Origin of the sequence: Desulfitobacterium sp. PCE1 (assembly GCF_000384015.1) — a bacterium.
GTDB lineage: Bacteria > Bacillota > Desulfitobacteriia > Desulfitobacteriales > Desulfitobacteriaceae > Desulfitobacterium > Desulfitobacterium dehalogenans.
This window is the reverse complement of the sequence record NZ_KB913023.1, coordinates 3,333,068-3,359,082: the sequence shown is the minus strand read 5'-3', so window position 1 is coordinate 3,359,082 and position 26,015 is coordinate 3,333,068. Positions and strand designations below refer to the sequence as shown.

The 26,015-nt window shown below is 46.7% G+C and carries 26 protein-coding genes, 1 riboswitch and 1 other annotated feature; all 26 genes read left to right on the top strand.

The window, feature by feature from the left end:
* The first annotated feature begins 27 nt into the window (after nt 1-27).
* A complete protein-coding gene (locus DESPCE1_RS0116810; protein ID WP_019851099.1) occupies nt 28-1,062 on the top strand; it encodes a DctP family TRAP transporter solute-binding subunit in 1,035 nt (344 codons plus the stop codon).
* 130 nt (nt 1,063-1,192) lie between these two features.
* Complete coding sequence (locus DESPCE1_RS0116805; RefSeq protein ID WP_014795195.1) at nt 1,193-2,419, top strand: ABC transporter substrate-binding protein; 1,227 nt, start codon at nt 1,193-1,195, stop codon at nt 2,417-2,419.
* Between the two features lie 111 nt (nt 2,420-2,530).
* Nucleotides 2,531-3,406, top strand: a complete 876-nt coding sequence (locus DESPCE1_RS0116800; RefSeq protein WP_014795194.1) for a branched-chain amino acid ABC transporter permease — start codon at nt 2,531-2,533, stop codon at nt 3,404-3,406.
* A 7-nt stretch (nt 3,407-3,413) separates the two neighbouring features.
* The gene (locus DESPCE1_RS0116795) at nt 3,414-4,376 is read left to right on the top strand and encodes a branched-chain amino acid ABC transporter permease (RefSeq protein WP_014795193.1); all 963 of its coding nucleotides are present in this window, start codon (nt 3,414-3,416) and stop codon (nt 4,374-4,376) included.
* Complete coding sequence (locus DESPCE1_RS0116790; RefSeq protein WP_014795192.1) at nt 4,363-5,082, top strand: ABC transporter ATP-binding protein; 720 nt, start codon at nt 4,363-4,365, stop codon at nt 5,080-5,082. Before DESPCE1_RS0116795 ends, DESPCE1_RS0116790 begins: the two co-directional genes overlap by 14 nt.
* Nucleotides 5,075-5,779 carry an ABC transporter ATP-binding protein gene (locus DESPCE1_RS0116785; RefSeq protein WP_014795191.1) on the top strand — a complete coding sequence of 235 codons (705 nt, stop codon included), beginning with the start codon at nt 5,075-5,077 and terminating at the stop codon, nt 5,777-5,779. Before DESPCE1_RS0116790 ends, DESPCE1_RS0116785 begins: the two co-directional genes overlap by 8 nt.
* 330 nt (nt 5,780-6,109) lie before the next feature.
* Nucleotides 6,110-7,012 carry a sigma-E processing peptidase SpoIIGA gene (locus DESPCE1_RS0116780; protein WP_028305611.1) on the top strand — a complete coding sequence of 301 codons (903 nt, stop codon included), beginning with the start codon at nt 6,110-6,112 and terminating at the stop codon, nt 7,010-7,012.
* Nucleotides 7,012-7,740, top strand: a complete 729-nt coding sequence (sigE, locus tag DESPCE1_RS0116775; RefSeq protein ID WP_014795189.1) for an RNA polymerase sporulation sigma factor SigE — start codon at nt 7,012-7,014, stop codon at nt 7,738-7,740. Before DESPCE1_RS0116780 ends, sigE begins: the two co-directional genes overlap by 1 nt.
* Nucleotides 7,741-7,865: 125 nt before the next feature.
* Nucleotides 7,866-8,639, top strand: coding sequence for an RNA polymerase sporulation sigma factor SigG (gene sigG / locus DESPCE1_RS0116770; protein WP_014795188.1), 774 nt, complete (start codon nt 7,866-7,868; stop codon nt 8,637-8,639).
* A gap of 188 nt (nt 8,640-8,827) precedes the next feature.
* Nucleotides 8,828-9,100: a YlmC/YmxH family sporulation protein gene (locus DESPCE1_RS0116765; protein WP_005811353.1), complete on the top strand. Its 273-nt coding sequence runs from the start codon at nt 8,828-8,830 to the stop codon at nt 9,098-9,100.
* A 154-nt stretch (nt 9,101-9,254) separates the two neighbouring features.
* Complete coding sequence (gene pgeF, locus DESPCE1_RS0116755; RefSeq protein WP_014795186.1) at nt 9,255-10,073, top strand: peptidoglycan editing factor PgeF; 819 nt, start codon at nt 9,255-9,257, stop codon at nt 10,071-10,073.
* Between the two features lie 2 nt (nt 10,074-10,075).
* Nucleotides 10,076-10,759: a response regulator gene (locus DESPCE1_RS0116750; RefSeq protein ID WP_014795185.1), complete on the top strand. Its 684-nt coding sequence runs from the start codon at nt 10,076-10,078 to the stop codon at nt 10,757-10,759.
* A gap of 3 nt (nt 10,760-10,762) precedes the next feature.
* Entirely contained in the window at nt 10,763-12,166 is a 1,404-nt protein-coding gene (locus DESPCE1_RS0116745; protein WP_014795184.1) for a cell wall metabolism sensor histidine kinase WalK, read from the top strand.
* Nucleotides 12,135-13,121, top strand: coding sequence for an HlyD family efflux transporter periplasmic adaptor subunit (locus DESPCE1_RS0116740; RefSeq protein ID WP_014795183.1), 987 nt, complete (start codon nt 12,135-12,137; stop codon nt 13,119-13,121). Before DESPCE1_RS0116745 ends, DESPCE1_RS0116740 begins: the two co-directional genes overlap by 32 nt.
* A gap of 69 nt (nt 13,122-13,190) precedes the next feature.
* Nucleotides 13,191-13,910 carry a YggS family pyridoxal phosphate-dependent enzyme gene (locus tag DESPCE1_RS0116735; RefSeq protein WP_014795182.1) on the top strand — a complete coding sequence of 240 codons (720 nt, stop codon included), beginning with the start codon at nt 13,191-13,193 and terminating at the stop codon, nt 13,908-13,910.
* A gap of 3 nt (nt 13,911-13,913) precedes the next feature.
* The gene (locus DESPCE1_RS0116730) at nt 13,914-14,363 is read left to right on the top strand and encodes a cell division protein SepF (protein ID WP_014795181.1); all 450 of its coding nucleotides are present in this window, start codon (nt 13,914-13,916) and stop codon (nt 14,361-14,363) included.
* Nucleotides 14,364-14,366: 3 nt separating this feature from the next.
* Nucleotides 14,367-14,654, top strand: a complete 288-nt coding sequence (locus DESPCE1_RS0116725) for a YggT family protein (RefSeq protein WP_019851096.1) — start codon at nt 14,367-14,369, stop codon at nt 14,652-14,654.
* A gap of 13 nt (nt 14,655-14,667) precedes the next feature.
* Entirely contained in the window at nt 14,668-15,465 is a 798-nt protein-coding gene (locus tag DESPCE1_RS0116720; RefSeq protein ID WP_014795179.1) for an RNA-binding protein, read from the top strand.
* Nucleotides 15,466-15,478: 13 nt separating this feature from the next.
* Complete coding sequence (locus DESPCE1_RS0116715; protein WP_014795178.1) at nt 15,479-15,937, top strand: DivIVA domain-containing protein; 459 nt, start codon at nt 15,479-15,481, stop codon at nt 15,935-15,937.
* A gap of 147 nt (nt 15,938-16,084) precedes the next feature.
* Nucleotides 16,085-16,552 (top strand): hypothetical protein, encoded by a 468-nt coding sequence (locus tag DESPCE1_RS0116710; protein WP_014795177.1) that lies wholly within the window; start codon nt 16,085-16,087, stop codon nt 16,550-16,552.
* Between the two features lie 66 nt (nt 16,553-16,618).
* Nucleotides 16,619-16,827 (top strand) — a binding site (T-box leader).
* A gap of 160 nt (nt 16,828-16,987) precedes the next feature.
* A complete protein-coding gene (gene ileS, locus DESPCE1_RS0116700) occupies nt 16,988-19,756 on the top strand; it encodes an isoleucine--tRNA ligase (protein ID WP_014795176.1) in 2,769 nt (922 codons plus the stop codon).
* A gap of 301 nt (nt 19,757-20,057) precedes the next feature.
* Entirely contained in the window at nt 20,058-20,915 is an 858-nt protein-coding gene (locus DESPCE1_RS0116695; RefSeq protein WP_014795175.1) for a sugar diacid recognition domain-containing protein, read from the top strand.
* A gap of 106 nt (nt 20,916-21,021) precedes the next feature.
* A riboswitch (glycine riboswitch) is annotated at nt 21,022-21,129 on the top strand.
* Between the two features lie 214 nt (nt 21,130-21,343).
* Nucleotides 21,344-22,435, top strand: coding sequence for a glycine cleavage system aminomethyltransferase GcvT (gcvT, locus tag DESPCE1_RS0116685; RefSeq protein ID WP_014795174.1), 1,092 nt, complete (start codon nt 21,344-21,346; stop codon nt 22,433-22,435).
* A gap of 93 nt (nt 22,436-22,528) precedes the next feature.
* Nucleotides 22,529-22,915, top strand: a complete 387-nt coding sequence (gcvH, locus tag DESPCE1_RS0116680) for a glycine cleavage system protein GcvH (protein WP_014795173.1) — start codon at nt 22,529-22,531, stop codon at nt 22,913-22,915.
* On the top strand, nt 22,916-24,256 hold the full coding sequence (gcvPA, locus tag DESPCE1_RS0116675; protein WP_014795172.1) for an aminomethyl-transferring glycine dehydrogenase subunit GcvPA: 1,341 nt from the start codon (nt 22,916-22,918) through the stop codon (nt 24,254-24,256). It abuts the gene before it with no gap.
* Nucleotides 24,253-25,716, top strand: coding sequence for an aminomethyl-transferring glycine dehydrogenase subunit GcvPB (gcvPB, locus tag DESPCE1_RS0116670; protein WP_014795171.1), 1,464 nt, complete (start codon nt 24,253-24,255; stop codon nt 25,714-25,716). The genes gcvPA and gcvPB overlap by 4 nt, the downstream gene beginning before the upstream one ends.
* Nucleotides 25,717-26,015: the final 299 nt, after the last annotated feature.

Genomic DNA, 26,015 nt, shown 5'->3' with positions numbered 1-26,015 from the left:
TAAAATGGATCAACAGAGGTACAATGTATGGCTAGAAATAGCTGGCTCTTTATTTTAAGTATGGTTGTTCTTTTATTGGCCGGATGTGGTACCAGAGTTATTGATGGTCAGCAAGTGGATAAAAAGGATAAGATCATCATCAAGTTTTCTCACGTCGTTGAGGAGAACACTCCCAAAGGTTTAGCCGCCATACGTTTTGCCAATCTGGTCAGGGAACGATCTAAGGGCTCTATTGAAGTTCAGGTATTTCCAAATTCTCAATTGTTTAAAGATGGTGAAGAATTTGAGGCCTTGAGCAGAGGGGATGTGCAGATGATCGCTCCCACCACTTCAAAAGTTGCCCAATTATTTCCCCAGTGGCAAATCTGGGATCTTCCCTATCTGTTTGATGATCTAGACAGTGTTCATCAAATAATGGATGGGCCTTTGGGCAGGACCTTGCTTGAACAATTACGCCAGAAAAGTATGAAGGGACTGGCTATGTGGGATAACGGCTTCAAACAATTGACCAATAACGATCATCCTATCACTAAGCCCAGTGATTTACAAGGGTTATGTTTTCGGATCATGTCTCAGGGAATCCTGGAAGAACAATTTCATTACTTTGGCGCCGACACCCTCTATCTACCCTTCAATGATGTTTATCACTCTTTGGAAGAAGGGCGGGCTCAAGGCCAGGAAAATACGATCTCTAATATTTATACGAAGAACTTTGACCAGGTACAGAGTTATTTAACCCTCAGTCAACACGGCTTTATGGGGTATGCGGTCATAGTCAATGAAGAATTCTGGAATCAGCTGCCATCTCAGGCTCGGGAACTCCTGGAGACAACCTTGGCTGAAGTGACACTGTGGGAAAGAGATATCGCCAAAAAGTTGAACGATGAACAATTAAGTGAACTGCAAAAACGCAATAAAATCAAGATATACACCTTGGATAGTCAGGAGAAAAGGTTTTGGAAAGAGGATTTTGCTTTGGTTTATGCAAAATTTGTCCAAGAAAACGGCGCAGACTTTCTTAATGATGTGAAACAATCCATTGACTTGGCTGGGAATAGGTAAACGATGAGGTTTAAGGAGGTGGGACCGGATTGGGATGAAGTTACAATTTTAAAAATAAGGCAAGGGGGTGAAACTTCTATCTTCGAGGGGTTAATGTCTACAAACTAGATTAGATGAGGAGAGGGTTTAAATGAGAAAACCAATTTGGCGGTCATTAATGGCTTTTGTTTTAATTCTTGGACTTTTAGTCACCCTCGGTGGTTGTGGAAGTCAGAATGCCGCAGGATCAGCGGATGTGATTAAAGTGGGGATTATTCTGCCCTTAACCGGTAGTGAGGCCACTTTCGGCAATATGGAAAAGAATGCTTTTGAAATGGCATATGAAGAACTAAAAGCTGCGGGTAAAACAACGATAGGCGGTAAGGACATTCAGCTCTTGTTTGAAGATGATCAGGGAAAGCAGGATATGGCCAAGTCTGCAACGGAGAAACTTGTCAACCAGGACAAAGTCGTAATGATAAGCGGTGCTTACAGCAGTGCTTCTACTAACGTTATTGCCGGCGCGGCCCAGTCGATGAACATACCTTTACTTGTCACTACGGGATCAGCGGATGACATCACCAAAAAGGGCTGGGAATGGGTTTTCAGGGGTGCTGCCGCTCCAGCCAGTAAATACACGGTTGCTCTTTGGGAGATGCTTGATCAGGTCATAAAGCCAAAGACGGCTGCTATTATTTACGAAAGCACAGATTTCGGTAAGTCATCTGCCACAGGCTTCAGGGCCGAAGCAGAAAAAAGAGGGATAGAAATCGTCTATGATCAACCCTATGAGGCTGGAGCGATAGATTTTAAGCCCATGCTGGCTAAGGTTAAAACGACTAACCCCGATATGGTTTTTGCGGTCTCCTATCTGATGGATGCTTCCATGATCGTCAAACAATCCAAGGAACTGGATTTTAACACGAAATTGGTAGTAGGGGGCGGTGCTGGCTATACCCTGCCTGAATTCAGGGAAAATGCGGGTGAGGCTTCGGAATATATTGCCTCCAGCACTCTGTGGGTACCTAGTGTAACCTGGCCGGGAGCAAAGGAATTCTTTGATAACTATGTGAAGAAATATGGAAAAGAACCTGATTATCATGGCGCACAGGCTTATGCAACCATGCATATCATTGTGGATGCTCTTAACAGGGCTCAAGAGCTTAGCAATACAGGGATTCAAAAAGCTCTTAAAGAAACGGATCTGATGACAGTTATGGGTCCAATCAAGTTTGAAGACTGGGAAGGCTATACCAATCAAAACAGACCCTATACTTATGTAGTGCAATGGCAGAAGGGCAAGTTGGAAGTAATCTGGCCCGAAGATGTTAAATCGGCTCCCCTTGTCTATCCGGTGCCTAACTGGGGAGAGAGGTAATAATTCTTTAGTATAGTATAGTAATGGAGCAAATAGAAGAAGTCTGATCTTCTTCTATTTGCCCCCTTGGATCAACGCAGAATATCTCGCATTGTATTGGGGGTAGTTATAATGGTTTTATTCGGCCAATCCGTTATCTCCGGTGTCCTGCTAGGGTCTATGTATGCTTTGATTGCGCTGGGAATGACTTTAATTATGGGAGTCATGAAAATAATCAACCTTGCTCACGGAGCTATTGTCATGGTAGGGATGTACGTTACCTATGTTTGTTTTCATCAATTTGGTCTTGATCCTTATCTGGGGATGTTCGCGGCAATGATCGTAGCATTTTTGTTAGGCTGCATCATCCAGAAGTATATGATTAATATCTTGGTTAAGGTTGAATCGATCCTTCCCCAGAATCAGGTTTTACTAACCATTGGGATAATGCTGGTTTTAACCGAAATTGCCCGGCTCATCTTTACATCAGACTATCGGTCAATAGCCACAGGCTATTCATCAAAAACCGTTTTTATAGCGGATATGTCAATCAGTGTGCCAATGCTCATTGGATTTTTTATTGCTATAGCGTTTACCACACTCCTACATCTGTTTTTGACTAAAACAGATTTGGGTAAATCTATCAGAGCCACGGCTCAGGACCGGGATGCTGCGGTCTACATGGGAGTCAACTCTTCAAAGATTACAGTAATTACCTTTGGTATTGGCTCGGCTTTGGCGGCAGCTGGGGGGTCCTTGTTATTACCGATCTTTTATTTATATCCGGATGTGGGGCAGCTGTTTAATGCCAAGTCTTTTATAATAACCATTTTGGGAGGAATGGGCAGTACCATGGGTGCCATAGTTGGAGCTATAATCCTCGGTACTGCGGAATCATTGGGTGCAACGTATATTTCTATGGGGTACAAAGATTTAGTCGGCCTGATCATGTTTATTCTAGTTCTGTTATTTTTGCCAGGTGGCTTAAAAAGCTTTATCAGGAGGTGAGCGGGATATGAAAAACAAAAAGTTGCTATTGACAATTATAGCTCTTATCGCAGCGCTGGCGGTTCCATTGATTATTAAAGCCCCTTACCAATTGCATATGGTGATTTTAATCCTTATTTGGGCGACGATTGGTACAGCCTGGAATTTGCTCGGTGGATATGGGGGGCAGGTTTCCTTTGGCCACGCGGCATTCTTTGGGATAGGTGCTTATTCCGCAGGAATGCTGAACCTCTATTTGGAGGTATCCCCTTGGTGGGGTCTGCTGTTGGGACCTATCGCGGCTACCATGATCGCTTATCCAATTGGCTTGATTTGTTTCCGGCTGAGAGGCCCTTACTTTGCACTGGCCATGCTGGCCTTGGGTGAAATCTTTAGAATTCTATTTACTAACCTGTCGGTAACCAACGGTGCTCAAGGGATACTGATTATGCCGGAAATTACTTCAAAAGTTTTCTATTATTACATAGGCTTAGCAATTTTGGCTTTAACGATTATGACCACTTACAAGATTGTTAACTCTAAAATAGGCTATTATCTGGTTTCCATAAGGGAAGACCAGGATGCAGCAACTTCTCTGGGAATTCCGACGACGACCTATAAAATAATTGCCCTCCTACCCAGTGCCTTTTTTACAGGATTGGTTGGAGCGTTTTATATGAATTATGTATCTTTTATAGATCCGAAAATTGCGTTTAATTTAGTCAACGTCTCAATTATGATAATTCTGGTTGTTATGCTGGGGGGGCCTGCCACAACCTGGGGACCTACTATTGGCGCAGCAATTTATATAATTTTGGGAGAACTGTTTCGCGCAACCCTTGGAGCGGCTAATGTTCTGGTCTTTGGAATGCTTGTGTGCATAATCATCATGTTTATGCCTAATGGGATTATCGGGGCACTCACCAACCTTGGGCGACTATTGAGGCAAAAGAAGGGCTGGCCGGGAGGGACTAAACATGAGTCTATTTGAAGCAAAAAACATTGTTAAGCGATTTGGGGGCGTAGCCGCCGTTAATAACCTGAGTTTCACGGTTGAAAAGGGAGAAATCTTAGGGATTATTGGTCCTAATGGTGCCGGCAAAACAACCGTCTTCAATCTTATCAGTTGTTTTTTTCCCCCTTCTTCAGGAGAAATATACTTCAAAGAGAAAAGGATTGACCAGGTGCCGGCCCATGATATATGCGACCTAGGAATAGGGAGAACATTTCAAGTTGTTAAACCCTTAAAACGGATGACCGTGCAGGAAAATGTTATGGTAGGAGCATTTCTACGCACCAATAGCACGGCAAAAGCAAAAAGCAAGGCTGAGGAGATCGTGGATTTCTGTGGACTGACTAAGTTTAAAGATTATGAAGCGAAAAGCTTGCCCTTAGCACTGCGCAAAAGGCTGGAAATTGCCAGGGCCCTGGCCACGGAACCGGAATTGCTTATGCTTGATGAAACCTGTGCAGGCCTAAATCCGAGGGAGTCAGAAGAGGCAATAGCCATCATCAAAAAGATCCGAGATTCGGGAATGACAATAATCATCATCGAACACATCATGAAGGTGATGATGGGTATCTCTGACCGCATTTTGGCTATAAACTTCGGCAGCCAAATCACGATTGGAAAACCGCAGGAGGTAGCGAGTCATCCTGAGGTAATTAAAGCATATTTAGGTGATGATCATGCTTAAAGTAAAGAGCCTTAATGCATCCTACAAAGATCTGCAGGTTTTATGGGATGTTTCCTTTGAAGTCAGAAAAGGGGAGTTTGTGGTACTTCTTGGTGCCAATGGAGCTGGTAAAACAACCATTTTAAACACAATCTCGGGAATCGTAACCAATAAAAGCGGAGTTATAGAGTTTATGGGCACAGATATTGCCAAATTGCCTGGCTACAAAGTTGCTGCTCAAGGAATTATTCATGTCCCTGAAGGACGGCGTCTTTTTCCGGAAATGACCGTAAAAGAGAATTTGGAAATGGGATCGCTATTTCCTGAGGCTAAAGCCAAACGTAAAGAGACCATAAAAAAAGTCTTTGACTTATTTCCAATTTTACAGGAAAAGCAAAACCAGGAAGCGGGGAATCTCAGCGGTGGCCAGCAACAGATGCTTGCTATAGGCAGAGGATTAATGGCTTTGCCGAATTTACTTATCCTGGATGAACCCTCCCTTGGGCTTTCGCCGGTGTTGGTAAGCCAGATTTTCGATATAGTAAAAGAAATCAATCAACAGGGTGTCACTGTTCTGCTGGTCGAGCAGAATGTGGCCAAGACTTTAAGCATGTGCGACCGGGCCTATGTTTTGGAGAACGGCAGGGTAATCATGGAAGGTCAGGGTCAGGAACTATTGAACAATGAACATATCAAAGAAGCATATTTAGGAATATAACAAGTCATTTGTTTAAGGTAAGGTCGTGTTGGACTAATCTGAGGATTGTATTATGGTATGGCTTTGGGGGTGGAACATTGAGTTGCCTGGCAATTCAATGTTCCACCCCTTTTAGCAATTTTGGCGTCTGTCGATTATCCTCAAGCCCCTATGTCGCTATTGCAGCACCATCGGATGATGGAAATTATTAACCTGCTGAAGTTTGCTTAACCGCGATTATGCGTCACCAGTCGCAATAGTTTTCCTAAATATTCCCACCTATTACGACAGCTTTTATTCACCATCTTCGGTATAATTTGGGAGAGATGGTTGAAAGGGCTGCAATGAGTCATGGAGAGGTATTTGGATCTTGATCTTTTAGTGAATGGGAGTATGGATGCCTTGCTCTTAATCCTCGCTGCCCGACTATCGAATCTTCCCTTTCGAGGCAAGAGAATTGCGGCGGGAGTAATCGCTGGAGAAATTCCGGTCATTCTATCTGCCTATGTTCCAGCCTCGTTGCTTTTTGATTTGAGCAAATATTTTATTCCTTGGCTGATGGTTTGGCTGGCCTATCCCTATCGGGGATTTAGGCTATATTTCAAGACTCTCCTGATATTTTGGGTCTTATCAGCCGGACTGGGTGGGCTTGTCTACGCCTTATGGGGCTGGATCAGCTTCGACGGCAGGATAGGGGGTTCTTTGCGGATTGGGCTGAAGAATCTTTGGATTTTGCCCTTGGTTGCAGGATTATGGTGGTTTACTCAAAAAGCGTGGCATCAAATTCTAGGTTCAGCGGCCCGGCAACAATCCTTTATCTATGACCTTGAGATTGATATGGGTAAAGGGAATTCCTTCAGGGTGAAAGCCTTGCTGGATACGGGGAATCAATTGCGGGATCCTTTGACCGGGTACCCAGTAATTTTAGTCGAAGAGGAAGCAGCGGTCGCCGGGATGCCGGAAGAGCTGCTCCCGGTTTTGCAAGGAGCCTGGCGGGATCTGGACGATCCCTGGCCTTGGCTTTGGCAGTCCGATTCTTTGTGGATTAAACAATGTGCCTTTATCCCTTACCAGGGAGTAGGGCATAGAAGCTGGCTTCTGGGTATCCGGCCCCAAAGGGTGGTTTGTACATCCTTGCCGGAACCGAAAGAAATGAAAGCAACCTTAGCTTTCGTGCAGCAGGTTCTTAGTCCGGATAGAGCCTATCAGGCCTTGCTGCACTCAGAGCATGTTCGAGGAGCGGAGGAAAGCTGATGAGAAGGATAGTAGAACGTTTCAAATTATGGGTATTGAAAATTAAATCAATGATTATAGCCAAGTTTACCGATTGGCGGGAAATCTATTATGTAGGGAGCAGTGAAGCCCTGCCTCCCCCCCTGAGCACGGATGAAGAGGGGGAATTATTAGAACGCCTTGAACGGGGGGATGTGAGTGTCCGAGATATCCTCATCGAAAGAAACCTGCGTTTGGTGGTGTATATTGCCCGCAAATTCGAGAATACGGGGGTAGGTATAGAGGATCTGGTCTCCATTGGAACCATTGGGCTGATCAAAGCGGTCAACACCTTTGATCCTCAGAAAAAAATTAAGCTGGCTACCTATGCTTCACGCTGCATCGAAAATGAAATCCTTATGCATTTGCGCCGCAATAACAAGACGAGAACCGAGGTATCCTTTGATGAGCCTTTAAATATTGATTGGGACGGCAATGAGCTCTTACTTTCTGATGTATTGGGGACGGAAAACGATATTATTTCCCGTCCGCTGGAAGAGAAGGTGGACCGTCAGCTTTTGCATTTGGCTATGGCCAGACTGACGGATCGGGAAAAACTGATTATGGAATTGCGCTTTGGTTTGGACAATGGTGAGGAAAAAACCCAGAAGGAAGTTGCCGATCGGCTGGGGATATCCCAATCCTATATTTCTCGGCTGGAAAAACGGATTATTCGTCGCTTGAGGAAAGAATTTATCCGTTTGGAATAAGTTTCAACTCCATCGGGCATACTCTTCCAAGAATAAAGGAAACTTGCTTCAGTGGAGTTTTAGACTCTATCTGAGCTTAGTTGACTTATCCTCACAGAGGAGAAATCGGCTTGGAGGGTGCTCAAATGGCTTTAAACAAAGTAGAAATCTGTGGAGTGAACACCTCAAAATTGCCTGTTCTTAGTAGCGCAAAAATGAAGGAATTGTTTGTTGCCTATCAAAGCGGGGAAAAAGAAGCTCGGGAGAAGTTGATTTATGGTAATTTAAGATTGGTTCTCAGTGTGATTCAGAGATTCACCAATCGCGGAGAGTATGTGGATGATCTCTTTCAGGTAGGTTGTATCGGTTTGATGAAGGCTATTGATAATTTTGATCTAAGCCAGAATGTCAAGTTCTCGACCTACGCTGTCCCGATGATTATCGGAGAGATTCGCAGGTATTTAAGGGACAATAACCCGATTCGGGTCAGCCGCTCCCTTAGGGATATCGCTTATAAGGCGCTCCAAGTCCGGGATCAGCTGGTTAATGAGTGTTCCCGGGAACCAACGGTGTCGGAAATTGCGGCTAAACTCACTCTTCCCCGGGAAGAAGTGATTTTTGCTCTGGATGCTATTCAGGAACCCATCTCTCTGTTCGAGCCCATCTATCATGATGGGGGAGATCCCATTTTCGTGATGGACCAGATCGGGGATGAGAAGCACTCCGATAACAGTTGGCTGGAGGGAATTGCCGTACGGGAAGCCCTGCGGCGTCTGAGTGAACGGGAGAAACTTATTTTGTCTCTGCGCTTTTTCCATGGCAAGACTCAGATGGAAGTAGCCGATGAGATCGGGATATCTCAAGCCCAGGTTTCCCGTTTGGAGAAGGCGGCTCTGGGGCATATGCGCAAGTATGTCTGAAGGGGCGCCGGCACCAGCAGGGGGTGAAACGTACCTGCATTGAGGCAAACGGAGTCCTGAAAAAGACTCGAAAATAGTGGCCTAATGACCTGACCTGAGCAATATATGTTAATTTTAAGGAAGAATAGCAGCCATAGTATAAACCCTCTTTCCATGGAATATATATGGAGAGAGGGGAGGTATAGTGGATGCGGATCTCTGAGCTGCGCTTACTGGATATAGTTAATATTAAAGACGGTCGCCGGTTAGGTCCTATTAAAGACCTGGATCTGGACCTTGAACGCGGTTCCATTAAAGGGATCGTAGTGCAGGGCGCCTCCCGGAGCTGGGGTTTCTTTGGGGGACGGACGGAGGATATCCTTGTTCCCTGGGAGCGGGTTAAAAAAATCGGGGTGGATGTCATTTTAGTGGATGCGACGGATTTGCCGGAGTTCAATTCCCTGGTGGACGACCGTCGGTAATGGCAATAGACATCTGTAGAGATAGAGAAAGCCTTCTGAAGGGCAATGCAGCCTTCAGAAGGCTTAAATCGTATAAAGATAGGACTTTTGGGGAGTACATCCCCCCGGAACTTTATGGTATAGTTAAAATTGAGAATCGTATGGGGGTAATTCGATGACTTGGAGTTGGCGTCAGGGAAAAGGCCTAACCTATCTTACCATTCCCTGCTGGGAAGCGGAGGGGATTCAGATTGGGTTTTCTACACGCTGGGGAGGGGTAAGCTTATCACCCTATGCCAGCCTGAACCTGGGGCTCCATGTTGGGGATGCTCCCGATAAAGTACAGATCAATCGTGATTTATGGTTTAAGGAATGGGATGTTCATCCATCCCAGGTTGCTGTTGGGGAACAAGTCCATGGAACAAGGATTCACCAGGTTAAAGAAGAGGACGGGGGACGAGGAAGCGAGTCCCTGGATAGCGCGATTGTCGGGGTCGATGGATTGTACACGATGTGCCATACCGGCCTGATGGCCTTTTTTGCGGACTGCGTTCCTGTGTTCTTTTACCATCCCCGCCTTCAATCTGTAGGAATTGCTCATGCCGGATGGAAAGGAACTTCGAGGAAGATCGTTGGTCAGATCCTGGAGGAATTTCAACGCCTGGGAGGGGAACCCGATGAGACTTGGGCAGCTATCGGACCAAGTATTGGGCCCTGCTGTTATGAAGTGGATGAACGGGTTATTGACGAGTTTGCCAAAAACTTTACCCAGATGCCTTTTATAAGACCAGGCAGAAGTGGACATGCACTACTGGACATAAAGGCTGCCAATGAGATGGTGTTGAGGGAAGCGGGGATACCCCGGGAAAGGCTATGGATAGCCCGGGAGTGTACAGCATGTCATACGGACTCTTTCTTTTCTCATCGCCTTGAGGGTCCACATACAGGACGGATGGCAGGTTGGATTCGCCGGTTACCGAAAAGGGAGGAATAATTGTGGCCGTAATTTTGGTGGTTGATGATGAAGAACCAATTCAAGAACTACTTAAATTTAACCTTGAAAAAGAAGGCTACCAGGTATTGATCGCTTCGGACGGTTCTGAAGCATTACATATCCTTGAGGAGAAACAACCGGAGCTTTTAGTCCTTGATATTATGCTTCCTGGCATAAGCGGTCTTGAGGTATTGAATCAAATCCGCAAGATGCCCAGATTTGCCGATCTGCCGGTCATTATGCTGACAGCAAAAGGGGAAGAGATAGATAAAGTATTGGGGCTGGAGATCGGAGCCGATGATTATATTACGAAACCCTTTAGCCCGCGGGAGCTCGTGGCAAGAATCCGGGCAAGGCTGCGGCGGATAAAGCCTTCCGAAGAGAACAACGATATCGTTCGGCAGGATCTGCATATTGATTTGGACCGTTTTCGAGTATCCGTTCGAGGACAGCACATAGAATTAACTCCGAAAGAATTTGAATTACTGCGTGTCCTGGCGGCCTATCCTGGGAAAGTCTACACCCGGGATGAGCTTCTTGAACGAATTTGGGGATATGAATATGCTGGAGATACGCGAACAGTGGATGTCCATGTGCGGCATCTCAGACTAAAAATCGAAAAAGACCCTTCTAATCCTGAATATATCGAAACATTGCGCGGTATTGGGTATCGTTTGAAAGGATAGAACATGAAGATTAAGTGGCTTGTGTTAGGTCTTTATCTGTTGGTTAATTCCCTTTCAATACTGCTTTTCTGGCTGGGTGCTCAAGTACAAACAGGGATTCGTATGGATATCGATGTTTTGGCGATAGTTTTGGCGATTCTTCTCCCCGGGGGAATAATTTTCTTCTTTGCTTCCCAATTTGAAAGGCGAATCCGAAAAATTAATGATGCGATTGCAGGGATTCTTCAAGAGGAGTTTCGGCCAGCCCATCATCCAGAGGATTCCGATGAATTAGGAACCCTATCGAGAGCGATTACTAACTTGGGTCAGCAAGTCAATCTCAGCATGTTGAACAATCGACAAGAAGCTCAGAAGATCCAGGCCATTCTTGCCGGTATGCAGGAAGGAGTTATTTCCCTGGACCATGTGGGACGTATTGTATTGCTCAATCGTGCGGCCGAAAGGCTTTTCGGCAGAGAGCAGGAGGCTGTCCGGGATAAACACTTTAGTGAATTATACGGGTTTGAGGAGCTGGAAGACCTTGTGACTCAAGCTTTGGAAAAGGGTATCTCCGGCCAAATCGAGCTGGTTACCGATTCCAAGCTTATTATTCGGGCACAGGTCAGTCCTATAACCGGAGAGAAGGTCCGCTCTCAGGGGGCAGTGATTGTGTGCTATGACATTACGGAAATTCGCCGCCTGGAGCTGCTTCGGACGGAGTTTGTCGGTAATGTATCCCATGAGCTGAGAACCCCTTTAACCTCGATTAAGGGCTTTGTAGAAACTCTGCTGGATGGGGCGTCGGACGTGCCTCACTTGCGGGAGCGTTTTTTAAATATCATCCATAAGGAGACGTTGCGCTTACAGCGATTGGTGGATGAGTTGCTCACTCTTTCCCGAATCGAAAATCAACGACAGGACTCGGGTCAGGGCATGAGCAAAGTCCAAGAGGCTTATGAGAAGATACGTCCGGTGATTGAGCCTTATGCTGAGGCCAAAAAAATCGAGCTGGAAATTAAAATCCCCAGAGATCTGCCGGAAGTTGGTATAGGAATAGATTTATTAAGCCAGGTACTTCTCAACCTTATGGAAAATGCTGTAAAATATACAGTGAAAGGAAAAGTGTGGTTACATGCTTTTCATGATGACGGAAAGATTTTATTAGAATTCGGCGATACAGGATGTGGGATTCCAGAAGGGGACCTGCCCCGGATCTTTGAACGCTTTTACCGAGTGGATAAGGCCCGCTCCCGGGAACAAGGGGGAACAGGGCTGGGCTTAAGTATCGTCAAGCATATCGTCGAAGGAGTCAAAGGAAAAATTACGGTGGCCTCTGAACTGGGGTCAGGCTCGGTATTTATCTGCGAATTACCAACGGGAAATGGAGAGAAAAAGAATGAAGAGGAGTCCAAGGAGGGGAATTTATAAGGTTATTCGAGTGTTTGGCGTAGGAGTTTTTCTTCTTCTTCTCCTAGGTTCTCTAGGATGGGTTTACCGTTCCAGCTTCCTAACGGGATCACTTAAGGTTGATATAGCAAGGCAGGGGAGTATTGAACATCTCCAGACCGTTTCAGCAGTTTTTGCTAATGAAGAGGTCTTGCTTAAAGCGCCTGGTGCAGGAACACCGGAGTTTTTGGTTAAGGAAGGGGAAAGAGTACGCAAGGGGGACCTTATCGCCAGAATTCAGTCCGGAGGGCTGGCATTGGGACAGGAGACCTCTCCTTCGGCTCATCCCATCTATGCACCCAGTGGTGGGATTGTATTTTCCGTGATTGATGGCTTGGAAACTTATTTGACACCGGAAAATCTGTTGGCTATGGATGTGGGTAAAATTCTTCAACCAACCCAGGATTTATCCACAGCTCAGGAAGACCAGGAGGTACAACCCCCTCAGAACAGCGGCAACGTTGCAGCAGGGAGAGTCATCGGTAAGATCGTCAATAATCTCAAGCCTACAGTGGCGGTGATTAAGGTTGATCCAGATGAGTATGAGGTGGGGAAGAGCATTAAGTTGATCATCAATGATCAGAGCTACAATGCTAAGATTTTGCGGCTCTTGGATGAACCCCATGGTTTGGTTGTCCAATTTAACCAATATATCAATGGGACCAGCCGACAGAGGCTTCAGGATATTTCCCTTGTACAAAGGCCCCCAGTCAGCGGAGTGCTTATTCCTAAGAGCAGTTTATGGATTAAAGGGGAAGAGCAAGGGGTCTATATCGTTAAGGAAGGGGCAATTCAGTACCGTAAGGTAAAAATCCTGGACCAAAACGACCAGGTCATTTGTGTTGAGAACTTGCCCCATGGAATTCCCGTCATCACCAATCCCCGGATGGGGATAGACGGGTTAATCATGAATCTAAAAAATGTTTCTCAATCCTGACCTATATTATAAAATAGGCAGGAAACAAGCCTTCTTTGTAGAATTGAAACAAGATGGACGGTGTAAGAAATGGATATATTTGGAAATCTATCTGCTGTACAGCAGAGGATTCATCAGGCTGCCGTGAAAAGCGGCCGGGATCCATCCGCAATAAAACTACTGGCAGTAAGTAAAACGATGAGCGTCGGGACAGTTGAAAAGGCGTATGAAGCAGGACAGCGGTTTTTCGCCGAGAACAGAGTTCAAGAGTGGCAGGATAAGGTAATACAACTTCCGAAGGATTGTGAATGGCATTTAATCGGACGTTTGCAAACCAATAAGGTAAAGTATCTTGACGAGAGGGTCACCCTTATTCACTCCCTGGACAGGCTTAGCCTGTTAGAAACTCTGGAAAGTCAAGGAGCTCAGCGGAATATTGTCTGGCCCACACTTGTCCAGGTTAATATTGCCCGGGACTCCCAAAAGGCAGGATTGCTGGAAGAGGAAGTGGAGGATTTCCTGACGGAGGCAGCAGGCTATAAGCATATTCGGGTGTATGGATTGATGACCATCGGGGCATTAAATGCTTCACCTGAGGACACTCAAGGCTTTTTCCGGCAACTTCGTCTGCTCAAGGAGCGGCTGGAGAAGAAGACCCTGCCTCATGTGAACCTCAAAGAACTATCCATGGGGATGAGTCAGGATTTTGAGTGGGCCATTCAAGAAGGGTCCACTATAATCCGGGTAGGAAGACAAATCTTTGGAGAACGAATAGATACCACCAATGAGTATATTAAAGGAGGTCGATGAACAATGGCTAAGTTATTTGACAAAGTTATTGGTATTATGGGTTTCGCGGATGAAGACTATGAGGACGATTATTTCGAAGAAGAAGAGGAGAAGGAAGAGATTCGCGAAGAGACCAGAGGGAGCGGCAGCCGCAAAGGAGCCCAGGTGGTCAGTATTCATACTCAAAAACAAATCAAAGTGGTGGTCATAGAACCTCAGGCTTTTGAAGACTCTCAAAACATCGCCGATCAATTAAAGAACCGCCGTCCAGTTATCGTCAACCTGGAAAATGCCGAGCGCAATTTGGCCAAGCGGATTGTGGATTTTGTCAGCGGTGCTACTTATGCTTTAGGTGGTAATATGCAAAAAGTCGGCAATGGCATCTTTCTCTTTGTGCCCAACAATGTGGATATCTCCGGAGAGATGAAAGATGATTTTAAAGAGAAGGGCTTCTTCTGGTCTCTCACAAAATAAGGAGTGATTATTATACTTTTCGTTTATCAAGTCACGGATACGGTTCTGATGATCCTTATGTACGCTATTATTCTGCGTGCTTTGTTATCCTGGATTCCCAATTTGCCCTATAATGCTTTTGTGCGTATGCTCTACGATATTACGGAGCCGCTGTTAAAGCCCTTTCGGCGTTTTCAGTTCGGGGGGGGAGGCTTCTCCATCGATATTTCGCCGATTCTTGCCTATTTTGCGATCATGATTATTCGCTCCGCTCTGCTGCCGGGATTATTCAGACTTTTAATGATGAGGTAGGGGTGGTTATCCTATGGGATATGGTATTGATCGCAGTGTCCTGAGTTTTTGGACAGAAAAGGAGAAAAAACTGGAAGGGGCTCATTTGCTGGATTTGTGTAATGAGGCTCTGAAAAAGGCAAAGCCGGTATGGACTCCTTTTCTCGGACAGGCTTTGGGCAATTGGCTGGAGGGGATTCTGCGGCGGGAAGGTCTTGCTTTTCGACCGGAGGGTGGCTTTCCCGATTCAGAAAGAGTGCGGTTTCTCATCGGAGAGGATGCTGATGTCCTGGATAACATCCCCAGTGAGATCCGAACTTTGCGGGCGACCCCGGTTGATCCCCGGGGCAAGCTTGAACATCGGCAGGTTTTAGGTTCATTAATAGGTTTGGGCCTGAAACGGGAAGTTGTCGGGGATATACGTTTCACTGAACACAGTTGCCTTGTTGCCGTTGCCCAAGATATTTCCGATTTTCTTCTTAGCCAATGGGATAAGGCGGGAAGGGAACGGATTCGTGTGGAGGCCGTGGAGGGAGATGTAGAGGTTTCGGTGGAACAGGGGAAAGAGCGGCGTATTACAGCCGCATCTTCTCGTATTGATGCGGTGGCTTCTAGCGGTTTTAATGTTTCCCGCACTGTGCTTCAGGAGCTTATTCAACAGGGGAAAGTTAAACGGAATGATCTGCTGGTTTCCAAAGCTGATATGGAAGTGAAGCCTGGGGATATTCTATCCTGCCGCGGTTATGGCCGTATGCGTTTAATCGAGTTTCAAGAGACCCGCAAGGGGAGAATTGCATGGAACATCATACTTTATACACCTCATAAGCACTAAGAGGAGGATAATTATGGCATTAACTCCCATCGATATTCAAAATAAAGAGTTCCGCAAAGGGGTTCGCGGCTATAACACCGAGGAAGTGAATAAGTTCTTAGAAAGCGTCAGTAAAGAATTCGAGGGAGTCTATGCTGAGAATTTTGAGCTGAGAGACAAAGTTCAGCGTCTGGAAGCGGAGTTAAAGCAGTATAGGCAGTTGGAGTCCACTTTGCAGCAAACCATGGTGTTGGCTCAACAGACTGCCGATGATGTGAAGCAAGCGGCACGGCATGAGGCTGAGCTCCTCGTGAAGGAAGCTGAACAAGAGAAAGCTAAGCGCATGAACGAGGCTCAGAAGAAGCTTGATCAAGTGAACGAGGAGATTGAAGGGCTACAAAAGCGCCGGGAAATGATACGCACCCAATTGAAATCCTTTTTGCTCGCCCAACTTGACTTAGCGGAAGCTTTTGAAAAAGATCGTGTTTCTTGAATGCTTGCGAAACAATGAGTGATTGTGCTAGAATTAAATCTAGACATTTTTTGCACTTAAAAAGTATAAGTGCAACTAAGGCTTTTGCCTGCGCCTATGCAGGCTTGGCACAAGCCAAGTTTTCTTTAAAGGGGAAGAAGATTTCGCATGAAGTGCATTTTGTATTCGGAGCTTGGCTCCGACTTTCTTGTGCAGGGATTAGGATTACATGAAGAGGAGCAAGGTTCTTTCACAGGGAAGTTAGGTCGCCACGAAATAGAGATAACCTCTTCGCCGGACTCTTTGAAGAATCAAGAGGAAGTACAGGTCATCTATATTGGTAAAGCGGAACCTGGTCCTTATCGAGACGGAGACATCCTCATGGCTGGGAGCGATGACTTATTGGACCGTGCCTTTCATGCTTTGGATGAAATGGAGCAGCGTGGTGTGGTCGTCGGTTTATCCTCTGAGGCAGACTCCTATCAACTAAACTTAAACAGGGATGATCTCAATCAAACAACCCTGGCTTGGAAAGAGAAGAAAGTTCCCGTTCTTTGCCTGTTTATGAGAGAGCCAGTTGATTTGGAAGGTCAGGCCAAACTTGTAACCATCATTCGTAAGGTGTTAAATGATTAAGCACCCATCCTTTTTGGGCATTATATTCTATAAGTATCATTCATAAACTCTAAACAATTTTCATATAGAACAGCGTTGATAAGGACTGTCCTTGCTGGAACCTCTAAAGCGAGCAGGAAATGGTGAAAGCCTGTGAGGAAAATCAAGGAGTATCCCCTTAGAGTGAAGTGCTGAAATAAGAGTAAGCTTTCCGCCTAGTCCCCGTTAAAGGACCTCCGAGTGGCCATGGAATATGGCAACAAGGGTGGTACCGCGAGTGATATCCCGTCCCTTTTTTGGGTGCGGGATTTTTTATATCCACCGGATTCCCATGGCTTATGGATGCGGTGGGGTGGCGCCGGCAGAGGATGAAAGGTAAAGCTGCTGGGGTGAACGTACACCTCTAAGGCCGCGTATAGCAAGGAACAAAGACTAAGATTGGGAGGAATTTTGATTATGGATTACCGGAATACACTGAATTTGCCTGAGACAGACTTCCCCATGCGGGGAAACCTGCCTCAGCGGGAACCGGAAATTTTGCAGAAATGGGAAGAGGAAGATATCTATGCAACGGTGCAAAAAGCCCGGGCAGGACGGCCGAAGTTTGTTCTTCACGATGGCCCTCCTTACGCCAATGGTGATATTCACCTTGGCCATGCTTTGAATAAAGTGATTAAAGATATTATTGTCAAATACAAAACCATGGCGGGTTTCGATGCCCCCTATGTTCCAGGTTGGGATACTCATGGTCTGCCTATCGAGCAGCAGGTGATTAAGAAATTAGGTGTTAATCGCCATTCTGTTTCTGTCGTGGAATTTCGCCGGATGTGTAAAGAGTATGCCAAAAAATACATCGGTATTCAGAGGGAGCAGTTCAAACGGCTAGGTGTCCGGGGAGATTGGAAAAATCCATATATAACTCTGGAAAAAGAGTATGAAGCTGCACAAATCGGAGTCTTTGGCAAAATGGCGCGCAAGAAGTACATCTATAAAGGATTAAAACCGGTGTATTGGTGCCCCTCTTGTGAGACGGCTCTGGCAGAAGCGGAGATCGAATACGCTGAGAAGACTTCCGATGCCATCTATGTCAAGTTCCCTGTTAAGGAAGGGAAAGGGGTCCTTACGGATGAAAACACTTTTGTCATCATCTGGACCACTACTCCTTGGACTTTGCCCGCTAACCTGGCCATCACCTTGCATGGGGAGTTCAGTTATGCTCAGGTTCAAGTGGAGAAGGAGCATTGGATCGTCGCGGAAGGGATGCTGGAGAGCTTGCGTTCCCTTTGGCAGCTTGAGCTCCCTGTGGAAAAGCGTTTCGTAGGCAAAGAGCTGGAAGGTGTTATCTGTAAGCATCCTTTCATTGAGCGGGATTCTGTACTCATTCTGGGTGAACATGTTACCCTGGAAGCAGGAACAGGCTGCGTTCACACCGCTCCCGGACATGGGGAAGATGACTTTAATGTCGGTAAAGAATATGGGCTTCCCGTACTTTGCCCTGTGGATCATCAAGGGAAGTTCACCGCTGAAGGCGGGGCCTATGCGGGCATGAAGGTGGACAAAGCGAACCCGGTTATTATCGAAGATCTAAGAAGTCTCAATGCCTTGGTTCATGAGGATAAAATAAAGCATAGCTATGCCCATTGCTGGCGTTGTAATAACCCCATTATCTATCGGGCCACAGAACAATGGTTTGCTTCCATCGACGGATTCCGCAAAGCGGCCCTCGAGGAAATCGACAAGGTTCAGTGGATTCCTTCCTGGGGCAAGGACCGTATCTATAACATGGTAGCTGACCGGGGAGACTGGTGTATCTCCCGGCAACGGACCTGGGGTGTTCCCATTCCCATTTTCTACTGTGAAGATTGCGGGAAAGAGATCATTACCGATGAGACCATTGCTAAGGTTCAGGATATCTTCCGTGAGGAAGGGTCCGACGCCTGGTTTGCCCGTCCCGCTGCAGAGCTTTTGCCTGAAGGATTCACCTGTCCCTGCGGAGGTAAAACCTTCCGCAAAGAGACAGATATCATGGATGTTTGGTTCGACTCCGGAACCAGCCATACCAGCGTCTTGATGGAACGGAAGGAGCTCACCTGGCCCGCCGACCTGTATATGGAAGGCTCGGACCAACACCGGGGCTGGTTTAATTCTTCCTTGTCCACAGCGGTAGCCGCTTATGGAAAAGCTCCTTATAAGGCAGTTCTAACCCATGGCTTCCTGGTGGACGAAAAAGGACGCAAAATGTCCAAGTCCCTGGGCAATGGAGTGGACCCACTGCAGGTAACTAAGGAGATGGGGGCGGATATCTTAAGACTCTGGGTGTGCGCCGCCGATTATAAGAACGATGTAGCGGTATCACCACGGATTATGAAACAGATGTCCGAAGCCTACCGCAAGATTCGCAACACCTTAAGATTTTTGCTGAGCAACCTTAATGATTTCGATCCGACCAAGGACCGGGTGGATTATAAGGATTTGCCGGAGATTGACCGCTGGGCCTTGCTGCAGCTGGGTAAAGTTACCGAGCGGGTGCTGCAGGGGTATGAAAAATACGAATTCCACTGGGTTTACCATACGGTGCATAACTTCTGTGCCGTAGAACTAAGTGCCATTTATCTGGATATCGTTAAAGACCGTCTTTATGTGGAAGGAAAGAATTCTACCCTGCGCCGTGCTTCCCAGACCGTACTCTATGACGTTCTGAATGCTCTGGTACGCTTGATTGCACCGGTGCTGACCTATACGGCGGATGAGATCTGGTCTTATGTTCCAGGGGTGCCCGCCGGTTCCCCTATTCAAACTGAGGAAATGCCAAAGGTTGATCCTCAGTGGATGGATGAAGCGCTGGAGCAAAAATGGGAAACCCTGTTGGCGGTTCGCTCAGAAGTAACGAAGGCCTTGGAAAAAGCCCGTCAGGATAAATTGATCAACCATCCTTTGACAGCTCAAGTAGATCTGTATCCCAATGCTAAACTGGAAGGATTCTTAAGAGATATTCCCAATCTGTCGGAAATCTTCATCGTATCAGCAGTTCAAATCCATAGCGGAGGAGAAGATAAACCTGAGGGTGTCATCATGGCAGAAGACTTGGAGGATTTCGGTATAGCTGTGAATTCAGCAGCAGGGGAAAAGTGTGAACGCTGCTGGATTTACGATACGGGTGTTGGAGAGAATCAAGAACATCCTAGTCTATGCCCCCGCTGTGCTTCCGTTGTAAGCCATCTCTAATAATAGCCTTTCTTTAATATTTCTACTTTTAAGACTTGGGCGGTACAATCCGCTCAAGTCTTATCTATGCTATCGGAACTTTCGTGGCACCGGTCGAGTTTTGTTTAATGTATCTAAAAGGATAACGTTTATTATTAAGGTAAAATCCATGGACAATAGTTTGAATACTTAGTATTATATTTAGTAATGAAAAGCAATGGGTTTATTTACATAATTTTTAGGATCAGGTACTAAATTTCACTTGATGTTTTCTTCTAAAATTTTGAAAAATTATTGACCTGCAGAGGTGGGAGTGAAGAGAATGAGACTTACAGAGAATCTGGCCAACCGGATCGTCGACTTGATTTATTCTGAGAGTGGGTTTCATGGAATTGTCTGTGACACGTCAGGGACCATTATTGCAGATTCAGCTAAACAACGGGTAGGCGTTGCCCATGCAGGTGCAAGGCGGATCATGACGACTTCTATCCAAGAAATCAGAATTACTGCGGAAGATGAAATTAATTCTCAAGGAAAACAGCGGGAAGGCTTGAATATTGCCATTTTACTCGATGATGAAAAGCTGGGGACCTTTGGAGTGGCCGGACCCTTGGAGATTGTTAGTCCTGTGGCGAAGGTTGCAGCTGCGATGATTGCTTTTTTACTTCGGGATGAAGAGCTGAAAGAAATTCTCAAGGATCATGTGGAGCGGATGGGAGAGGCCCTGGAACAGGCGGCTGGGGCCATACAGGAAATGGCGGCCTCTTCTCAAGAGGTGGCAAGTGTGAGTCAGACTGTAGCCACGGTAGCTCAGAATGCCAAGCAGCATGTCAAGGCCACAGAAGGTGTCACCGAATTTATTCGCCGGGTGTCGAAGCAGACCAATCTCTTAGGGCTTAATGCGGCTATTGAAGCGGCCCGCGCGGGAGAACAAGGAAAAGGATTCTCCGTGGTCGCCGGTGAAGTGCGCAAGCTTGCAGATGAAAGCAATCGCTCAGCTAATGAAATCAATGATTTGCTGATGACCTTTCAGGATACCATGGAAGAGATTGTCGATGGTGTGTTTCAAAACAATGTTATAGCTCAAGAACAGGCAAAAGCCACTCAGGAGATTGCTCAGATGGTGGAGGAGCTGCAACAGGTCGGCACTGAATTAAACGATCTCGCCCACAGGCTGTAAGGGATTAATTTGTACCTTTTATTATTTTGTGGAAATGGAATATTTGTGTAGACGAAAATCGGTTTGCTGACTATAATAAAAGCAGGTAAAAATACATAAGGTTCGAATGATCCCAGTAGGAGAGACTCAGTATCATGAGCGCCGAAGGAGAAACTTCCTGAATGTCGCCTGTTCAGAAGGGGAAACTCTCAGGCAAAAGTACTGCTGGAAGACGGAACTCTGGAGAGCTTCTCAGAAGAGAACACCAAAGGGGTAGCCCTAAACAAAGGGTAAATCTCTCAGGTCAAAGGACAGAGGTAGCGCGACGTGCTATTCCTCTGTTTTTTTATTTTGCACTATCAGAATGAACAGCCAAGTTTTCTTTATCTATGTTTCATTAATGTTTTTTCCGGTTTTGGTTAATACTCAATTCTAGGGAGGTGTCCTAAGTGACGAATCTAAAAAGAACACCACTGTATGAAAAGCATCAGCAACTAGGAGCAAAGCTCATCGATTTTGGCGGCTGGGAAATGCCGGTCCAATACGCCGGAGTCCTTGAGGAGCACAAGACGGTGCGCAGTAAAGCGGGGCTTTTTGATGTCTCTCACATGGGTGAGGTGGAGTTAAAGGGAAAGGATAGCCTTGCTTTCTTGCAGTACATACTTACCAACGATGTCTCACGGATTCAGGATAACCAAATTCAATATTCTCCTATGTGCGCTCCAGATGGGGGTGTCGTGGATGATTTACTGGTGTACCGCTATAGTCAGGAACATTTTTTAATTGTGGTCAATGCCTCCAACACGGATAAGGATTTTGCTTGGATGCAGGATAAAGCTCAGGGCTTTGAGATACATCTGGAAAATCGCTCTGAGGATTTTGCCCAGCTGGCATTGCAAGGCCCCTTGGCGGAGAAAATCCTCCAAAAGCTTACGAGGTTGGATTTATCTCAAATAAAGTACTATTGGTTTACACATGGGGAAGTGGATGGAGTCCTTTGCCTGATCTCCAGAACAGGGTATACCGGGGAAGACGGCTTTGAAGTTTACCTCCCTCCTGATCATGCTCCCCGGATGTGGGATAGAATCCTCGCAGTCGGGGCAGAGGAGGGAGTTCAACCCATCGGTCTTGGCGCCCGGGATACTCTTCGTTTTGAAGCCCGGCTGCCCTTATATGGAAATGAGCTCGGCTCGGATATTACACCGTTGGAGGCTGGACTGGGATTTTTTGTTAGGTTGGAAAAGGAACATTTTGTTGGCAAGGAGGCATTATCAGCGCAAAAGGAGAAGGGAATTCCGAGAAAGTTGGTAGGTCTGGAAATGATCGAACGTGGAATAGCCCGCTCCCATTATCCCCTTCAGAAAGTAGGAAAAGAAATCGGCTTTATTACCTCAGGCTCTTTTTCACCGACTCTAAACAAAAACATTGCCCTTGGGCTGATTCCCCCGGAGTATGCTCAAATCGGGGAAACCTTGGATGTCATCATCCGTGGGAAAGCCGTCAAAGCCCGGATTATTCCCTCTCAGTTCTACAAGCGGTAGGGTCAAGGGGAGTACCTTGGGAATTTCTATAAAACAATCAAATGGGGTTAAGAGACCTGTTCCTTTTCCCCGCAAAATAAGGAGGATGATAGTATGAATCCAGTAGAATTAAAGTACAGCAAATCTCATGAGTGGGCTAAGGTGGAAGGGAATACCGTGACTTTGGGGATTACGGCCCATGCCCAGGACAGCTTAGGTGATGTGGTCTTTGTAGAACTGCCTGATAACGATACCACTGTGGTGGCCGGAGAGGCTTTTGGAACCGTTGAATCCGTTAAAGCAGTGTCCGATCTTATTGCCCCGATTGGTGGCAGGGTTGTTGAATATAATGAAGAGGTTCTGGATTCTCCTGAACTCTTGAATAATGATCCTTATGGCGAGGGATGGCTGGTCAAAGTGGAAGTGGATGATCTGAAAGTATTGGAGCAGTTATTATCTGCCGCAGAATATGAGGCGTTTCTAGCGGAGGAGGGCCAATAAATGAATTATGTGCCGAACACGGTGGACCAGCAGGAACAAATCCTCACCCGGATTGGAGTAGGCTCCCTTGAAGAGCTTTTTGCGGATATCCCGGAAAGCGTTCGGCGCCAAGCTCAATTGAAGATTCGGGAGGGACTATCGGAGCTTGAACTGGTAAAATACTTCAGCAAGCTGGCTGCGGAGAATAAAACCGTAGAAGAGTATACCTCTTACTTGGGTGCGGGGGCTTATGAGCACTTTATCCCCAGCTATGTGGATCAGCTCTTACTGCGCTCGGAGTTCTATACGGCCTATACCCCTTATCAGCCGGAGATCAGTCAAGGGACCTTGCAGGCTATCTATGAGTTCCAGACTCTTGTCTGTGAGCTGACGGGTATGGACGGTGCCAATGCTTCCATGTATGACGGGGCGTCGGCCCTTGCTGAAGCAGCTTTAATGAGCTGTGATGCCACCCGAAGAAAGAAAGTCCTGGTACCCCAAACGATTCACCCGGAATACCGGGAGGTACTCCAGACCTATCTTCTTCCCCGAGGGGTAGAAATCCTTGAGGTCCCTTATGGGGAGGGGGCCGTGGATCTTGAAGCTTTAGAAAAAGTACTGAATACTGAGGTGGCGGCTGTCCTTCTCCAAAGTCCTAATTTCTTTGGTACCATAGAAAAGGCCCAAGAGATTGGCGAAATGGCACATGCCAAGGGGGCGCTTTTTGTCATGGTGGTTAACCCCGTGTCTTTGGGATTGCTTAAATCTCCAGGGGAGCTGGGGGCGGATATTGTGGTCGGTGAGGGTCAGCCCTTTGGCAATCCCCTGAATTTCGGCGGCCCTTATCTGGGGTTCCTGGCTTGTCGGGAAAAATATGTACGCCGGATGCCCGGGCGGATCGTAGGTGCCACCAAAGACAAAAACGGCAAGAAGGGCTATGTCCTCACTCTGCAAGCCCGGGAACAGCATATCCGCCGGGAAAAGGCGGCATCCAACATCTGTTCCAACGAGGCTCTTTGTGCCTTGGCCTTTACCATCCATCTCTCAGGATTGGGAAAACAGGGATTAAAAGAAATGGCAAGACTTAATCTGCAGAAGGCCCATTATGGGGCCCGGGAGATTAGCAAGCTCCCCGGTATGAGCCTTGCTTTCCAGAGTCCTTTTTTTCATGAGTTTGTGGTCAAGACTGAGATCAGTCCCCGGAAAATCAATGAAGTGCTTTTAAGCCATAAGATCATTGGCGGTCTTGAACTTTCCCGCTTCTACCCCGAACTGGATCATCATCTTCTCTTCTGTGTAACAGAAACAAAGGCTAAAGAAGATATCGACAGGCTTGTGGCCAGAATGGGGGAGATAAAATGAGAGCCTTAGAACCGCTGATCTTTGAACTAAGCAGGGAAGGGCGGACGGGAGTAAGCCTGCCCTCCTGTGATGTGCCGGAAATTCCTCTGGAGGATTTGATTCCTCAAGAGTTTTTAAGAGATAAGGAACCTGAACTGCCGGAGATCTCTGAGGTGGATGTGGTCCGCCATTTCACCCGGCTGTCTTCCTTCAATCATGGGGTGGATACAGGGTTTTATCCTTTAGGTTCCTGCACCATGAAATACAATCCCAAGGTGAATGAGAAACTGGCCCGATTGCCGGGCTTTAGTCAGATTCATCCCTATCAGCCGGAAGAATTGACCCAAGGTGCCTTGGGCTTAATGGTCGAACTCCAGGAGGAACTTGCCGAGATTACAGGCATGGATGCCTTTACCTTGCAGCCTGCTGCAGGGGCCCATGGGGAGATGACTGGAATTCTCATCATCAAAGCCTACCATGAGCATCGTCAGGATGTTAAACGCAAAAAAGTCATTGTTCCCGATTCCGCTCATGGGACCAACCCGGCAACAGCGGCCATGGCCGGATATGAAATCGTTCAGGTGCCCAGCAATAAGCGGGGAGGAGTGGACATCGAGGCTTTACGCCAGGTCGCCAACGATGAAGTGGCCGCCTTGATGCTGACCAACCCCAATACCCTGGGATTATTTGATGAAAACATCCTGGAAATCGCCCAAATCATCCACGATGTGGGGGGCCTGATCTATTATGACGGAGCCAATGCCAACGCCATCATGGGGATAGCCCGTCCTGGCGATATGGGTTTTGATGTGGTTCATCTTAACCTGCACAAGACCTTTTCCACTCCCCATGGCGGAGGGGGACCAGGAGCAGGGCCGGTGGGGGTGAAGGAATTTCTCGCTCCCTATCTGCCCAAACCTGTGGTGGCTCGGACGCCTGGGGGCCAATATACCTTGGATGCCCACCGTCCTCTCTCCATTGGCCGGGTAAGAGCTTTCCAGGCTAATTTCGGAGTATTGGTGAGAGCCTATGCCTATATCCGGGCTCTGGGCGGGGAGGGGCTGACTGCTGCATCCCACAATGCTGTCCTCAATGCCAACTTCCTTATGAGCATTTTGAAGGAGCATTATCACCTACCCTATGATCGGGTGTGCATGCATGAGTTTATTATCACCCCCAAAAATCTGAAGGATTATGGAATCCATACCTTGGATATTGCCAAGCGGCTTCTGGATTATGGTTATCATCCCCCTACGATTTACTTCCCCCTCATTGTGGAAGAGGCGATGATGATTGAGCCCACAGAGACGGAGAGCATGGAGACTCTGGAGGAATTTGCCAGGGTGATGATCCAAATCGCTGAAGAAGTGAAGCAAGATGCGGAAAAGGTGAAAAATGCTCCCTACGATACCCTGGTGACCCGTTTGGATGAAACGGGAGCTGCCCGCAAGCCTGATTTGCGCTGGCGGAAGTCCCAGTAAGGAATTCGTGAGCAATAAAAAAACTATTGTGTTGATGAAGAAGATCTCCCTGCCGTTTTTCGGCGGGAGATCTTTTTTGGTAAATGGCCCTTTTCTTTTTAACAGGACGGGTGCTTGAATAAAGAGCGAGGTAGGTCATTAGTCCTGCTTCGTTTAGGTCCCTAGGGAAAATCTAACATCTTCACATAATGTGACAAAATTAGCCAAAAACAAGATGCTATACTGGCTTAAACTACATAGAGAACCCCATTCCAACAGTCTGGGCACAAGTGGGTTGGGTTTAAGGCCTTTTTTTATCA

Coding starts and splice junctions, on each gene's coding strand:
- DESPCE1_RS0116810 (WP_019851099.1), top strand. CDS start 28: ATGGCTAGAAATAGCTGGCTCTTTATTTTAAGTATGGTTGTTCTTTTA.
- DESPCE1_RS0116805 (WP_014795195.1), top strand. CDS start 1,193: ATGAGAAAACCAATTTGGCGGTCATTAATGGCTTTTGTTTTAATTCTT.
- DESPCE1_RS0116800 (WP_014795194.1), top strand. CDS start 2,531: ATGGTTTTATTCGGCCAATCCGTTATCTCCGGTGTCCTGCTAGGGTCT.
- DESPCE1_RS0116795 (WP_014795193.1), top strand. CDS start 3,414: ATGAAAAACAAAAAGTTGCTATTGACAATTATAGCTCTTATCGCAGCG.
- DESPCE1_RS0116790 (WP_014795192.1), top strand. CDS start 4,363: ATGAGTCTATTTGAAGCAAAAAACATTGTTAAGCGATTTGGGGGCGTA.
- DESPCE1_RS0116785 (WP_014795191.1), top strand. CDS start 5,075: ATGCTTAAAGTAAAGAGCCTTAATGCATCCTACAAAGATCTGCAGGTT.
- DESPCE1_RS0116780 (WP_028305611.1), top strand. CDS start 6,110: ATGGAGAGGTATTTGGATCTTGATCTTTTAGTGAATGGGAGTATGGAT.
- sigE (WP_014795189.1), top strand. CDS start 7,012: ATGAGAAGGATAGTAGAACGTTTCAAATTATGGGTATTGAAAATTAAA.
- sigG (WP_014795188.1), top strand. CDS start 7,866: ATGGCTTTAAACAAAGTAGAAATCTGTGGAGTGAACACCTCAAAATTG.
- DESPCE1_RS0116765 (WP_005811353.1), top strand. CDS start 8,828: ATGCGGATCTCTGAGCTGCGCTTACTGGATATAGTTAATATTAAAGAC.
- pgeF (WP_014795186.1), top strand. CDS start 9,255: ATGACTTGGAGTTGGCGTCAGGGAAAAGGCCTAACCTATCTTACCATT.
- DESPCE1_RS0116745 (WP_014795184.1), top strand. CDS start 10,763: ATGAAGATTAAGTGGCTTGTGTTAGGTCTTTATCTGTTGGTTAATTCC.
- DESPCE1_RS0116740 (WP_014795183.1), top strand. CDS start 12,135: ATGAAGAGGAGTCCAAGGAGGGGAATTTATAAGGTTATTCGAGTGTTT.
- DESPCE1_RS0116735 (WP_014795182.1), top strand. CDS start 13,191: ATGGATATATTTGGAAATCTATCTGCTGTACAGCAGAGGATTCATCAG.
- DESPCE1_RS0116730 (WP_014795181.1), top strand. CDS start 13,914: ATGGCTAAGTTATTTGACAAAGTTATTGGTATTATGGGTTTCGCGGAT.
- DESPCE1_RS0116720 (WP_014795179.1), top strand. CDS start 14,668: ATGGGATATGGTATTGATCGCAGTGTCCTGAGTTTTTGGACAGAAAAG.
- DESPCE1_RS0116715 (WP_014795178.1), top strand. CDS start 15,479: ATGGCATTAACTCCCATCGATATTCAAAATAAAGAGTTCCGCAAAGGG.
- DESPCE1_RS0116710 (WP_014795177.1), top strand. CDS start 16,085: ATGAAGTGCATTTTGTATTCGGAGCTTGGCTCCGACTTTCTTGTGCAG.
- ileS (WP_014795176.1), top strand. CDS start 16,988: ATGGATTACCGGAATACACTGAATTTGCCTGAGACAGACTTCCCCATG.
- DESPCE1_RS0116695 (WP_014795175.1), top strand. CDS start 20,058: ATGAGACTTACAGAGAATCTGGCCAACCGGATCGTCGACTTGATTTAT.
- gcvH (WP_014795173.1), top strand. CDS start 22,529: ATGAATCCAGTAGAATTAAAGTACAGCAAATCTCATGAGTGGGCTAAG.
- gcvPA (WP_014795172.1), top strand. CDS start 22,916: ATGAATTATGTGCCGAACACGGTGGACCAGCAGGAACAAATCCTCACC.
- gcvPB (WP_014795171.1), top strand. CDS start 24,253: ATGAGAGCCTTAGAACCGCTGATCTTTGAACTAAGCAGGGAAGGGCGG.